At 40.8% G+C, this 12891-nt stretch carries 15 protein-coding genes and 4 pseudogenes; 4 read left to right on the top strand and 15 right to left on the bottom strand.

Translation table 11 applies throughout. From position 1 onward, the window contains the following. Window positions 1–58: 58 nt before the first annotated feature. Entirely contained in the window at window positions 59–571 is a 513-nt protein-coding gene (gene bilS, locus ACLTOH_RS07105; protein WP_118591192.1) for a flavodoxin family protein BilS, read from the top strand. Between the two features lie 51 nt (window positions 572–622). Here the strand turns inward: bilS and ACLTOH_RS07100 are convergent, their stop codons facing one another. The 4 genes from ACLTOH_RS07100 to ACLTOH_RS07085 all read right to left on the bottom strand — a co-directional run bounded on the left by ACLTOH_RS07100 (window position 623) and on the right by ACLTOH_RS07085 (window position 5872). Continuing rightward, on the bottom strand, window positions 623–2314 hold the full coding sequence (locus tag ACLTOH_RS07100; protein ID WP_412223746.1) for an EAL domain-containing protein: 1692 nt from the start codon (window positions 2312–2314) through the stop codon (window positions 623–625). A 46-nt stretch (window positions 2315–2360) separates the two neighbouring features. After that, the gene (locus tag ACLTOH_RS07095; protein ID WP_412223744.1) at window positions 2361–4079 is read right to left on the bottom strand and encodes a methyl-accepting chemotaxis protein; all 1719 of its coding nucleotides are present in this window, start codon (window positions 4077–4079) and stop codon (window positions 2361–2363) included. Between the two features lie 173 nt (window positions 4080–4252). Continuing rightward, window positions 4253–4849, bottom strand: coding sequence for a sugar O-acetyltransferase (locus ACLTOH_RS07090; protein ID WP_117467554.1), 597 nt, complete (start codon window positions 4847–4849; stop codon window positions 4253–4255). Between the two features lie 60 nt (window positions 4850–4909). Continuing rightward, a complete protein-coding gene (locus ACLTOH_RS07085; RefSeq protein WP_178016075.1) occupies window positions 4910–5872 on the bottom strand; it encodes an aromatic acid exporter family protein in 963 nt (320 codons plus the stop codon). Between the two features lie 403 nt (window positions 5873–6275). On the opposite strand from ACLTOH_RS07085, the gene ACLTOH_RS07080 reads away from it, so the two are divergent. Next, complete coding sequence (locus tag ACLTOH_RS07080) at window positions 6276–6413, top strand: type II toxin-antitoxin system YoeB family toxin (protein WP_331682180.1); 138 nt, start codon at window positions 6276–6278, stop codon at window positions 6411–6413. Window positions 6414–6430: 17 nt separating this feature from the next. Here ACLTOH_RS07080 and ACLTOH_RS07075 read toward each other — a convergent pair. The 7 genes and pseudogenes from ACLTOH_RS07075 to ACLTOH_RS07045 form a co-directional block, all read right to left on the bottom strand. Then, window positions 6431–6700: pseudogene (locus tag ACLTOH_RS07075) on the bottom strand (group II intron reverse transcriptase/maturase); the annotation flags it as partial. A gap of 42 nt (window positions 6701–6742) precedes the next feature. Further along, window positions 6743–7402 (bottom strand): PepSY domain-containing protein, encoded by a 660-nt coding sequence (locus ACLTOH_RS07070; RefSeq protein WP_412223743.1) that lies wholly within the window; start codon window positions 7400–7402, stop codon window positions 6743–6745. 86 nt (window positions 7403–7488) lie between these two features. Next, window positions 7489–8232, bottom strand: a complete 744-nt coding sequence (gene yaaA / locus ACLTOH_RS07065; RefSeq protein WP_412223742.1) for a peroxide stress protein YaaA — start codon at window positions 8230–8232, stop codon at window positions 7489–7491. Then, on the bottom strand, window positions 8232–8687 hold the full coding sequence (gene bcp / locus ACLTOH_RS07060; protein ID WP_412223740.1) for a thioredoxin-dependent thiol peroxidase: 456 nt from the start codon (window positions 8685–8687) through the stop codon (window positions 8232–8234). Before bcp ends, yaaA begins: the two co-directional genes overlap by 1 nt. A gap of 51 nt (window positions 8688–8738) precedes the next feature. Next, window positions 8739–8819: pseudogene (locus ACLTOH_RS07055) on the bottom strand (hypothetical protein); the annotation flags it as partial. Between the two features lie 35 nt (window positions 8820–8854). After that, window positions 8855–9031, bottom strand: a pseudogene (locus ACLTOH_RS07050) (DUF6440 family protein); the annotation flags it as partial. Between the two features lie 6 nt (window positions 9032–9037). After that, window positions 9038–9478, bottom strand: a complete 441-nt coding sequence (locus ACLTOH_RS07045) for a flavodoxin family protein (protein ID WP_412223738.1) — start codon at window positions 9476–9478, stop codon at window positions 9038–9040. 186 nt (window positions 9479–9664) lie between these two features. On the opposite strand from ACLTOH_RS07045, the gene ACLTOH_RS07040 reads away from it, so the two are divergent. Continuing rightward, complete coding sequence (locus ACLTOH_RS07040) at window positions 9665–9994, top strand: hypothetical protein (protein WP_227063401.1); 330 nt, start codon at window positions 9665–9667, stop codon at window positions 9992–9994. A gap of 63 nt (window positions 9995–10057) precedes the next feature. On the opposite strand, the gene ACLTOH_RS07035 is transcribed toward ACLTOH_RS07040, so the two are convergent. Further along, window positions 10058–10285 (bottom strand): type II toxin-antitoxin system MqsA family antitoxin, encoded by a 228-nt coding sequence (locus ACLTOH_RS07035; protein WP_021925096.1) that lies wholly within the window; start codon window positions 10283–10285, stop codon window positions 10058–10060. A gap of 5 nt (window positions 10286–10290) precedes the next feature. Further along, window positions 10291–10485, bottom strand: a complete 195-nt coding sequence (locus ACLTOH_RS07030; protein ID WP_337770666.1) for a DUF4258 domain-containing protein — start codon at window positions 10483–10485, stop codon at window positions 10291–10293. A gap of 479 nt (window positions 10486–10964) precedes the next feature. Here ACLTOH_RS07030 and ACLTOH_RS07025 point away from each other — a divergent pair, with 479 nt between their 5' ends. Continuing rightward, window positions 10965–11114, top strand: a complete 150-nt coding sequence (locus ACLTOH_RS07025) for a hypothetical protein (protein WP_227733920.1) — start codon at window positions 10965–10967, stop codon at window positions 11112–11114. Window positions 11115–11220: 106 nt separating this feature from the next. Here ACLTOH_RS07025 and ACLTOH_RS07020 read toward each other — a convergent pair whose 3' ends face one another. Both ACLTOH_RS07020 and ACLTOH_RS07015 read right to left on the bottom strand, forming a co-directional pair. Next, a complete protein-coding gene (locus tag ACLTOH_RS07020; RefSeq protein ID WP_022152699.1) occupies window positions 11221–12336 on the bottom strand; it encodes an anaerobic sulfatase maturase in 1116 nt (371 codons plus the stop codon). A 205-nt stretch (window positions 12337–12541) separates the two neighbouring features. Further along, window positions 12542–12802 (bottom strand): annotated as a pseudogene (locus tag ACLTOH_RS07015) (hypothetical protein); the annotation flags it as partial. Window positions 12803–12891: the final 89 nt, after the last annotated feature.

Below are 12891 nucleotides of genomic sequence, written 5' to 3'. Positions count from 1 at the left end.
ACTAAAATAGGAATGCGATATGATAATTTCATGATCCTATGAAAGGAGACAACATGATATGAAGAATAAAAAATATTCCATCGTTTATAGCAGCTTAACAGGTAATACCAAGGTGCTGGCTGATGCGATCCACGAGGCATTACCTCAGGATGAATGTGAGTATTTCGGTGTGTCCGACACAGTGATCCCTTCTTCCGAACTGCTCTATATCGGATTTTGGACAGACAAGGGAAATGCAGATACCAAGACATTACAGCTATTATCGCAGTTAAAGAATAAACAGATTTTTCTGTTTGGAACTGCAGGCTTTGGTGGCAGTGATATCTATTTTCGGAAAATTCTGAGTCAGGTTAAGCAGTTCATTGACGCAAGCAATGTTATCGTCGGAGAGTATATGTGTCAGGGCAGAATGCCGCAGTCTGTCCGGGAACGCTACTTGAAAATGAAGGAAGCTCCTGATCATCCGGCAAATCTTGATGTATTGATCCAGAATTTTGACTGTGCATTGTCTCACCCTGATGCCAATGACCTGGAAAAACTGAAAGAAGCCGTTATGGATCCATCCTTCTGATAAGACCATAAAATAAGGCAGCCCCACATAGCTGAGTCTGCCTTACTCTCTTTATTTAACGTTGATGCCACTGGCATATTGCTGCAGAAACTGTTTCTTTCCACATGGTCTTCCAAAATAATATCCCTGCAGATAATCAACCTTCATTTCTTTCATTTTCAGAAGCCATTCTTTTTCCTCGATGCCTTCTGCGCATATCCTGACTTTAATACTATGTACCATGGGGATGATATTTTTATATAATTCATAATCCCTGGCACTGTTCATCGCCTTGGCAGTAAAATCCCTATCCATTTTCACGTAACTTGGATTCATATCACGGATACAATGAAGATTCGAATATCCTGTTCCAAAATCATCGATCACAAAGGGAATCCCGTTCTTGTCCAGAGTTTTACGAAATTTACAGAACGAAGGTGTCATATCCATAAATCCGCTTTCTGTCATTTCAACACATAAGCATTCCGGCTGTAATGAATATTTTTGAATTGCATCCAGAATATCCCGCTCCACATTGCCTTGCAGGATCTGAACATAGGATACATTTACATTCATCCGGAAGTCAGGAATATATTTCTGCATTTCACAGCACATTGCTGCAGCTTCGTTCAAAATATATCTTCCAGCGGGAATGATCAATCCGGTCTCTTCCAATAATGGGATAAACTCCATCGGTGAAACAAACTCCCGCCCTTCTTCCGTTATCATGGAAAAACGCATCAGTGCCTCTGCTCCAATGATCTGTTCGGACTGACAGTCCACGATCGGCTGGTAGTATACTTCAAAGCCATCATAATGGTTCACAATAGCATTACGAAGTGTTGCTATGATTCTTCCTTTTCGTAAAAAGACCTCATAGTCATCCTGGTCAAAAATATAGAATCCATTTTTACCCATGCTTTTTGCCTGTTTCAAGGCAAATTCAAACTTTTTGCGGCATTCTTCGGTTCCCTCACAAAATGTTGCTGCATCTATAACACCAATAGAAATAGAAAATATAGCTTCATAATTTTCGGCTACTATGAAATTATGAAGTTTATCTGTAATCTTTTCTTTCAGTGCCACAGCGTCTTCTGCGGAGGAAGCTTCCAGATCCACGATCACATACTGATCCGCTACCAGATGGTAAATTCTCTGCTTGTCTGAAAGGCATTCCTTCATACAGCCGGCTACGCTTTTCAGGATATAATTACCATAATCAGCTCCCCTGGAGCTATTGATCGCTCCGAAATCATCAATTCCTATATGCATAAAAAATCCCTTGGTAATGGGTTCTTTTTGTGCACGCAGGTAAGCAAGGAATTCCGGACCGCCAAGCAGTCCTGTGACATTATCGGCTCTTCTCCTGTTGCCGGTCTCATTCAGACACCCGACCAGATACTCTGCCTTTCCCTGCTGATCAATGATCACGATACCACGGCTGTTAATCCAGACCGGCATACCTTCTTTATCAAGCCACCTGTAATGAAGATTATGTACATTTTCTCTTCCTTCGCATATATCCGCAAGATGCTTTGCAAGCATCCTGCGGTCTTCCTCATATACTACATTCATAACTTCATTTGCAGCATCTGTCAGAACATTTTTCGACATATTAAACCGTTCCACAGCTGACTGTGAAATCTCAAAGGTATTATTCTGCAGATCAAATATATACAGGTAATCATCCATACATTCTGTAATGATCTCAAATAAGATTTCTGCTGTCTGCTCTCCAAACACTCTAAATATATCATTAATCACAACAAAAACTTTCCTTCCGACAACTTCACTCTATTCCTGCCATTTTCTAGAATAGCTTAAAGATATTCACACGGTCACGCATCTTGGCTGCTCCCTCTGCCAGATTAATACTGATCGCAGTATTCTCTTCGGAGGATGCAGCATTGCCCTGTACTACGCCGGACAGCTGTTCAATTCCCTGGCCGATCTGCTCCAAGGACTCTGCCTGGGAGTTGGCTTTCTCCATGGTGTTCTCTGCAAGCTCTGCAAAGGACTCCATATCTGCAATGATCTGATTGAATGCGTCTGCTGTTGTTCTTGTAATCGTATTGCCCTTTTCGATTTCCACTAAGGTCTTATCGATCAGATCTCTTGTATTTACAGCAGATTTTGCACTGTCTGCTGCCAGCTTGCCGATCTGATCTGCCACTACTGCAAATCCTCTTCCTGCTTCTCCTGCTCTGGCAGCTTCAATGGAAGCATTCAGGGATAACAGGTTGGTCTGGGATGCAATATCCTCGATATCTGTGATAATATTACCGATCTCCTTGGAGATTTCTGTAATGTGCTCCATTTCCTTGAGCAGATCGTTCATTTTTTCTTTTTCTTCGTTCGCTTTATTTGCAGAGGCTTTTACACGTGCCGATGCGTTCTGTGTTACCTTCGCTGTATCTGCCGCCAGATCCACGACAGTGTCAATGGTGGCATTCAATTCCTCGATGACTCCTGCCTGCTCTGTTGCACCGTCCGCCAGGGATTTTGATGCATTTTCCACCTCGGATGAATTCGATGATACCTGTTCTGCCAGATTGCTGATCTCGGTCAGGGTACTGTTAAACCGTTTCAGAATATACAGCAGTGATGTCTTCAATTCCGAGAAATCGCCCAGGAAATCTGTAATATCATCACCATTTCTGGTCAGGTCACCCTGCGCTATTGCCTTTACCTCCACAGAGATCTCGCTGACATAATCTGCCAGAATACCCATGGCTTCTTTCAGATTCCTGATGGTATCGCCAAGCTCATCCTCAGACTCATAGGTAAGCATTTCTACATTAGACAGTTCGCCCTTACGCAGGCTGGCAACTGCTGCCTCTATCTGTTCTACCGGCTCGGTAATGGAATTGGTAATGATCTTTCCGATCAGTGTCGTCACTACAGCAATCGCAAGACCTGCTGCCACGATCACGACAAATATGATGATGGTGCATACATTGGCCATGGTCTTTGCCCGGTCTAATTCTACCTGGAACTTGTCACGTAATGTAGTTAATTTCTCAGCAAATGCCTTATACTCTTCATACACCTCTCCGATCATCAGTTTCGCTGCTTCCTGCTGTTTACCTTCACGGCTCAACTTCAGGATTTCATCCGAAGCAGCCCTGTATTCTTCCCATGCAGCGTTTGCTACTTCGTAATCGTCCTGTCCTTCTTGAGCATCTCTGTCTGCAGACATGATTGCCTCCAGATTCGCATCGGTATCCTGGATCTGACTCTCCAGCTTCTGAATTTCTTCTTCACAAGAGGTCATAACAGCATCATCTGATTCTACCAGATGTTGATACTGTTTGATTCTATATTTTGCAGTCATTGTTTCTAATTCCTGCAGATCTTCCAATGCCGGAGACCAGACCTCCGTGATCTTCTCTATATTTGAACGGATCACTAATGTCGAGATCAGTGCCACCAACACTAAAAAGAATGTCATAACAAGCACTGTCATTCGATATAATTTTAATTTTCCTGCAACCTTTAAGTTAGCTATATGCTTTTTGATCTTTTCCATGATAGTTTTCCCTTCCTTTCAGCTTCTGTAAATTTTCAATTCAACTTCTATGTGCTTAAACGTCCGTATTATAGCACAGTTGATTGGAAAATTCTATTAATAAATATAAAATTTTTTTGCTAAATATTAGTGATTCTATTGCAATAAACTGGTGAAAATTGATCAATTCTATCTTACATATGATCTTTTTCGGTTATTTTGCGAATAACACGGCATGGGTTTCCGGCTGCCAGGCTATAGGGAGGAATATCTCTGGTCACAACACTTCCTGCTCCTATTACACATCCCTCCCCTATGGTTACACCACCACAAACAACCACATTGGATGCCAGCCAGCAATTATCTTTTATAGTGATCGGCTTCGCATACTCAAGAGTATAAAGGCTGCCATCTTCTCTTTTCCTGACATTACGCTCCTCAGGCAATAATGGATGCATAGGAGTTGCCAATGTAACATTAGGACCGATCATCACATTATCCCCTATATGTATTTCACCTACGTCTAAGCATGTGAAATTAAAATTAGCAGAGCTATATTTTCCGAAGTAAGTATGACATCCATAATCAAAATAGACCGGTGCCTGCAGATACGGAAGTTCCTCTGTTGCCGGCAATAATTCCCGCAATATCTGTGTCTGCACCTCTTGCTGATCCTCATCTGTCAAATTATATCTTCTTGCTAATTTACGTGCATGCAAACGTAATTGTTCCAATTCGTTATCCGATGAATCATACAACTCTCCGCTTAACATTTTTTCTCTTTCCGTCATTTCCGATAGCCTCCTGATCTCGTTTTTTATATTGTTATGTTCTCTGTTCAAAGTCTCGCATTATCTTGCTGTGATAAAGTCTTTTTTGATGTCAAGAAACGCTTTCATGTCTTCCAGGATATGATACAGCATGGACCGGTTTTCAAATTCCTGTCTCGTGACCGGGAGCGGCTGCTGTTCATAATAGTGGTGCAGTCTCTCTAACTCCGACAGCAGGGTTTCCACATTATTTTGTTCTTCAAATTCATCGGCAGTCTGACGTATAAAATCTGCCAGTGCTTTCCCCTGCTCCGGCGTAGTGGTCAGACGGATGATGTCTGCATATATTCTTTTCAGTATCACGCACTGTCTTGCCCGCATCTGCATATATTCGTAATAGTAATCATCCTCTGTGATCAGATGATTATTCATATATCGTAATGCCTCTTTTTTCAGGTTCACAAGCATTGCATCCAGTTCATCAAAGCAGCTTCCAGTATAATCCGTTTTGTCCTCCAGTTCAATGTAGATCGCCATTCTGTGTAAGATGTACACGATTTTATCATCCACGGTTTTCTGATAATCCAACAGTTGTCTTCTGCCATCCGGCATATAGAGATTCCACAGTGTGCCTATCCCCGCTCCGATCACCAGGATCAGGAATTCGTTCAGAATCATGGACGGACTGCAGCTCTTAGCTGAAACATAATGTGTACAAAGTACTGCAATAGGAGCAATCGCTTCCTTCATGTCTAATGCCATGCAGCTAAACAGATATGGGATCAGTACAATACCGAACGCCCACACGTGATATCCGGCAAGTGGAAAGATCACTGCTGACAAGATCGTCATGATCACAAATATGATCATGCGCTTCGCTGTTATCCGCACAGTTTCCTTCTTCGTGTCCTGGATCGTCAGGAGAGTGATAATCCCTGCGGCATACGCAAACTGAAGCTGCAGGGCTGCTGCAAGCAGTACGGCAGCTACGGAGCCGGTAACATATTTGATCAGTTTTATGGTTTCCTCAGTTTTCATTTTCATAGGTATGGTTTCCATTCTTACTATTTAAAATTCAGCACCCACCTGCCCTCTGACATATAGTATATCAGCTTTGCGGCTAGCTGTCTGCCTAAAATGACAATCGTACAATCAAACACTATGGATGGAATACCTGCATAGTTCTTTCGTTCCTGGGAGTGTATCTGCAGCTGTTTGATGGTCCGGATCTCTCCAAGCGGATTACTTTTTCGATTTCTTCTGCTGTTTCGTCATCCACATAATACCGTCCACACATAATGATCTCCTAATAAGCTACGCTATGTTCTTATTTCATCTTATCATAAACACCTGATCCAAACGATTCAAGAGGGTCTTTTCAAATTATAATCTATCATATTGATATTATTTATTCCATGATTTTTATACGATTCATGAATCACATCGGTTGACAGAGAAACCGGAACCGCTTCGTCACAGAAAAGCGTGGAGCCGAAGAATTGATGATGTAAACAGACTCGTCTACAACATTGATGAAAATGGATTTTTGTGGATTATTTCCTGCCGTGGACACTATGAGGATTGATAAAAGAGGGCAATGAGCCCTCTTTTGAGTGGAATCTCAACTCGTCTTACTGGAGACGGAGTATACTTTCCACGATAAATGCGGTCGGTTATCTCTTGTTGATGTTCCTTTAAATATGGAAGAGCCTCCTCAATGGTCATGCCATCAATTCCTGGCGCTCCCTTGTTTGCCTTAACTCTCTTATACGCTCTGTTAAAGTTGTCTTTATACAGTATCGCTTCCAAAAGTCTCGGCTGTGCACTGTCTCTTTCTTTCCATATCCGATGGAATGACCTAGACGCTTTCACATATTACCGGGAATACAACCCCTTACTTTTTTATGAGCATAACTAACGGACGCTCTCAGCCTCCCACTCTATGACAGCTCCACTGGATGCATCGATCGTAAAGTCATATTCCGTTCCGCCATAGATGATCTTGCCTTCGTATTCCGGACGTCCATCATCATAATCGAATTTCCATTCGTAGATGTCCTTTTGTGTTGCACCGCTTACACGGCCAAGTGCCGTCTGCTTTGCATCTGCCTCACTGACAGTAACGTTACTGCTATTGCTGACACTCCATCCGGATGTTTTTTCATCGTATGCGGAACTTAAAATCTCACCGGTATCCACGGCTATTTCATAGTCGTACTTCTTACCGCCTGCGTACCATTCAATTTCATATACCTGGCGTCTGCCTTCATAGTCCAGCTTTGACTTAGTGATCGTTGCATCCGTTGCCTTCACTCCGGCATGCTCAAGAGCTATCTTCTGTGCCATTTCCTCATCCACTGTGCCGGTTACCGTCTGCGCGGTAGCTGCGGCAGAACTCTGCGTTGTGGCAGAATCGGCAGCGGGGACTGTCGCCTCCGTCTGTGCCTGGGTATCTACCGCATTCTTCTCCCGGCTGCTTGGCTGCTGATTTATCACTGGTTTACCGCCACATCCGGTCATAGCCACTGCCAGGGACAGTGCTGCGCCGGTTAAGATCAATTTGCGTTTCATCATCTATCTTTACCTCCTTCTATTCAAAGTGAATTGCGTAGATTGTAGCAGGCAGCCATATCCATACTCATATCAGCAATTCACATTAATCATTTTCGTTCAAATACATATTCCGATTCAGATGACAAATCTCTTCTGAAAGTATATCCAAGTCTGTCAAATTTTCGTATCTCTTCAGGATTCTCAATTTCTCTTTCTGCCATGAACCGGACCATCTCCCCTCGGGCCATTTTGGCATATGTCCCTTTCGTTACCAGTTTATTTCCCGATAACTCACAAAAGGAGACCGTAATATAGGTATCCTTAGGTGTCAGATACTTTTCTATGCATTTTGAGTATTCTTTTGATGCCAGATTAATGATAACCCTGCTGTCATCAATCACTGAACGATATAATCTCTCCCCCCAGTAATCATACAGATTTTTTGCATCTCCTATCCCGACCTTTGCCTGCATTTCTAACCGGTACGGTGTCACCCCATCCATTGGTTCCAAAACCCCATAAAACGCAGACAGGATTCTCAAGTGCTTTTGTACATATGCAAGCTGTCTATCCTCAAACACAGCTGGTGCCATATACTGAAATGCGATTCCTTCATAGGATAATACTGCCGGAGTAAGTCCACGGTACAGATCCATAGTTTCCAGTCTGTGAAAGTTCTGTTCGGCAATCTTATCGTTACATTTCCAGACTGCTTTCAGCTCTTCTTTGGATTTGCTTTTCATCCAGTTTAATACTTCTGCTGTCTTATCAATATAGACAGGCAGTTCAACCGGTGCTAAGTTATCGGTATCTACAATCATCTTTTTTGCAGGTGATAAAATAATCTTCATTATGCCAATTCCTTAAGCATATTTTCAGGATCATCTGCCGCCTTGACTTTATCATTTGCCTTTATAATGATTCCCTGCTCATCAATAAGATAAGTAGTTCTTACCACGCCCATAGATATTTTTCCATAGTTTTTCTTTTCTTTCCAGACATCATAGGCTTCAATAACCTTACGTTCCGGATCAGCTAAAAGTGTAAATGCCAGACCATATTTTTCTTCAAATCTCTTATGAGAAGCCACGGAATCTTTACTGACTCCAAGAATGACCGCACCCTTTTCCGCAAACTGCGGATATCTCTCTGAAAAACCGCATGCCTGTTTCGTACATCCGGGTGTGTTATCCTTTGGATAAAAATATAAAATCACTTTTTTGCCTGCATAATCACTTAATTTATGCATTACACCGTCCTGATCCGGCAATTCAAAATCGGGTGCTTTTTTTCCTGCTTCTAACATATATGTTTTCCTCCACTTTCTTATCTAATTTGGTTTTTACATTATAATACATCACCTTGCTGTGATAAAGTCTTTTTTGATGTCAAGAAACGCTTTCATGTCTTCCAGGATATGATACAGCATGGACCGGTTTTCAAATTCCTGTCGTGTGACCGGGAGCGGCTGCTGTTCATAATTGGCGAAATAACAGGCTTCCCTTCTCTATCCAATAATGGTGTCAAACCTCCGGAATAGCCACTTGCATGATATAAATAATTTACCCCGGTCTCTTTATCCACCCAAATTTCCGTAACAGTTATCGTCCCCTGTGAATATACGATCTCGAATCTTTGATCCTTTGCCATTTCTGTCTACCTCCGAATGATTCCTTTATAAAATGTTACCGCATCTGCCAGATCTTTATGATCGGGGTGTCCCTTTGCAATCCCTCCAACCAGCTTGAACGGACCGAAGGTATCATACCCCTTACAGGAAAATTTCCCGGCGATCTTCCCCTGCTTGCTTTTTACAACTTCTTCTATTGACTGGAATGCCGCACTGCCGCCGCAGGTGCAGAGCAGAAATACATTTTTATTTGCCGGTAAATTGACAGAAGCAAAATTGAGTACTGTCTGATGAAATTTCCCATAATATACCCCGGAGGCAAAGCCGATCAGGTCATATCCTGACAAATCTCTTTCTTTTTCCTTCGTAGCATCGATCAGATCTACCGCGTTTTCACCGGCGATTGCTTCCACCACCTTTTTGGTATTTTCATGGTGAACCGATGCATAAATAATTGCTGCTTTCATGTACTCATTCTCCCTGATAATTTTCTCTGTTTATCATGCTATTTCATGTTCTGGCAATGGTTTAATTTTACTATAAATAACCGTCCCCTGCCGCCTGTCGCAGTTCCTTTTCTTTGTGCCATGTTTTTTCGACCATTATAAACTATCTTTCTGACTTTATCTTATCATGCTAAAAATACCAATTCAATGAAATTTGAACAGAATATCCGGACAAATGACCGCCAGTCTTCAAAAGGAAATCAGTTAAAATGGGAAAACGAAGGTATATGGTATAAAGCTGATTATACCGGATACGAAGGTCTGGTCGAATACATGATATCCCATCTGTTAAAAAAATCATCACTGGCAGAAAATGAATTTGTTTGTTATGATCTTGAAGAAATAAAATATGGAACTGTGATTTATAATGGGGTAAAGAGTCCTGATTTTTTGGGCAAAGGTTGGCAGATTATTACTTTAGAACGTCTATTCCGGAACTTTTTCGGAGAAAGTCTCCAAATGCGATGGATTGAATAGTACAGAGAAAAGATAAAAAGAAGAAAAGAGAGGGGCCTCGGCACCCTCTCCCGATATAGAAGATTATGCTACCTGTGGATAGTCAATAACTGCAATTTCCTGCATCAATTTCTTTGCCATATTTACAATCGTTTCAAGTCGCTCAGCAACTTCATCCGTATAATATTTTTCTCCACACTGCTCACATTCAAGGCATGGAACATTCTTAATTACAATAATGCAATTTTTATAATTTACGACGTGTGTTGTTGTACTATTTACGGTTGTACTATTTTTGCAATACATACACATATCCATCACCTCTTTCTTCGTGTCTTTAAATCATCTTCAAATTTCTTTGTATCTGGATAATCCTCTATGATTTCGCCGGTTGCAATTCCATTTTTTACGTCGGCACGACTGATATCTCTTTCCTGCATTCGCTGTAAACAATGCTGTGTCCAGAGAATTTTTGATTCAGCACACAATTGTTGATATATTTCTAAATTCATTCGTTCCCTCCTTAACATTGTTGTAATCTATAAATATTATACATCAGTTTTACCTCATATAATACCTAAATCTAGTTTACTCTATCTTTAGCTCATATCGTTACAAAAACCTTATATCTCTTGTATTATAATTATAAGGCGTTAACAAATCGGATTTTGATAGGGGAAGGCATGAATATGATTATAGTAATGGAAAAAACACAACTTCAGGACTTGCTGCGAGCGCAAACTATTCAGCTTTTATTGTTGGATTATGATGAAAATCATATATTTTTCCTTTTCATAAAGCGTAACATAATATTACCTATGTATTGTTGCAAAAATACTCCGGAAAATCAATAGTCTTTTGTGACACAACATTAGCACTAAACTGTCCTCGCATGGCACGGCTTTGCGATTTTCACTGTCGCTTTACTATGCTACAATCCCATCTTTGGCTCTATAAAGTGTCAAAGATGGGAGAAGGAGATCTTGTCTTGATGAGTATTGATGCCTTTGAAAAAAGGGAACAGACACTGCAGCTACATGCAAATGTCTTACAAGCCGAGCAGGAACGCATAGACGGTGCTCCTACCCTCAGTGTATCCGAAGCCAGAAAGCAACTCAGGGAGCGCATGAAAAATGTATAATGTTAAGTGGCGTACATATAGCAATATAAATTACGAGACAATTGTGATTTTGTGTAATTGGGTGGATGGATTGAAAAATGTTTCCCCCTCTCATAAGTTCTACCTTCTACCTTTTTATTGTCTCAACAATATGAATCATTTTCTCTAAGCATTGTTCAAAAAAGAAACGATAGCTTTCGCAATAATAATTTGCATATTCTCCTTTAGCAACATCAAATTCCCTATTTCTTCGACAGCCCCCTCTGCATAGTGTATGGAACTTACATTCTATGCAGTCTTTTGCAGACTTTTGCGACTGCTCCACAAATGCAATTGATTTTCGCTTTTCATCAATCTCTACCAAACGGTCACTATTAAAATTGCCTAGTCTGTATTCATCTAACATATAAAAATCGCACGGATACACACTACCATCGGCTTCCACCACATTCTGTATACCACAGATTCCTCGTTGTTCGCAGGATTCCGGCTGATATCCAAGCAGAATTCCTATATAGTTTTCAAATTGTCTTATATAAGGATGTTCTCCATTTTTCCAATCCTCGTACCATAAGTTAAATAACTCTACTAAAAACCGTCCATATTGTTCAGGTTTTAAGGCAAATGAACTTTTCCCCCTAATTTCCCCCAACGGATCCAAACATGCAATATACTGTTGATATTTCCACCCCTGCCTCTTATAATAATTATATATTTCCGTCGCATGATAAGCAGCATTCTGTGTTACTACCGTCAGAATATTGTAATCCACTCCATATTGATCCATAAGATCTGCCGCAGACTTAATCCGATCAAATGTCGGATTTCCATTTTTGTCATGACGGTACATATCATGAAGCTGTTTTGTACCATCTATTGATAACCCAATTAAAAATTGATTTTCTTTGAAAAATTTACACCATGCATCATCTAGCAGATATCCATTCGTCTGCAAAGCATTATTCACCCGTATTCCATGCTTGTTATAATGCCTCTGGTATTCCACAGCTTTTTCAAAAAAAGTAAGTCCACGCAAAGTAGGCTCACCACCTTGATATACATAGCTTATTAACCCTTCAGCATGAATCATAGTCTTTCTAATAACATTTTTTAGTGTTTGTTCTGACATAAACCCATACGAATCCTGTGACCTTTTTTTCATTTCATCACAATAGAAACAGTAATCACATTGCATGTTGCACATCCCTGATGCAGGTTTTATCAGTACGCTGATTGTCGGCATATCATCCTCCCTATATTTTTCTTATATAAGTGCTACTAATACTTTTAATACCCCAGCCAATATCATCACAAAAACAGGATTCCATTTTGTTTTCCTAAGCAGTACCACACTGATTGCAAAAATCAGCACCATGTCCCATTTAACTCCATCAATGTTGATAATACCACTTCCCCAAAAGGCCGTGCAAACATCAGCCAATGACACTCCGCTCCCCAAGTTTGAATGTCATTACCGGAGAGAACTGGCTTGTGCTGCCACCTTCCCAGATTCCGTCCTTTTCATGATAAAGTGCAGGAGTAAATTTTTCAGATTTTTCTAGTTTAGAGCAATCAACATTCTTCATAGAATCATATGAAAATGTATTTTTATCTTCTCCTTTTGGAATTTCATAAGAAGAAAGTAAAATTCCCTGTTCTATTTCCATGATAAGGAAAAGATGTGGAGATGCATGACGTTTTCCAGTTATCGAACACTATTTCTCTTTTGCTTTTGCTATACTGGCGATATCTCCCACTCCATTCAATACCATTGTCGGAAGATAAGCATAAGTTTTGA

It is taken from the genome of Waltera sp., from assembly GCF_046969025.1.
Taxonomy (GTDB): Bacteria; Bacillota; Clostridia; order Lachnospirales; family Lachnospiraceae; genus Acetatifactor; species Acetatifactor acetigignens.
The sequence above is the reverse complement of the archived record's forward strand: the minus strand, read 5'-3'. Positions and strand labels throughout refer to the sequence as shown.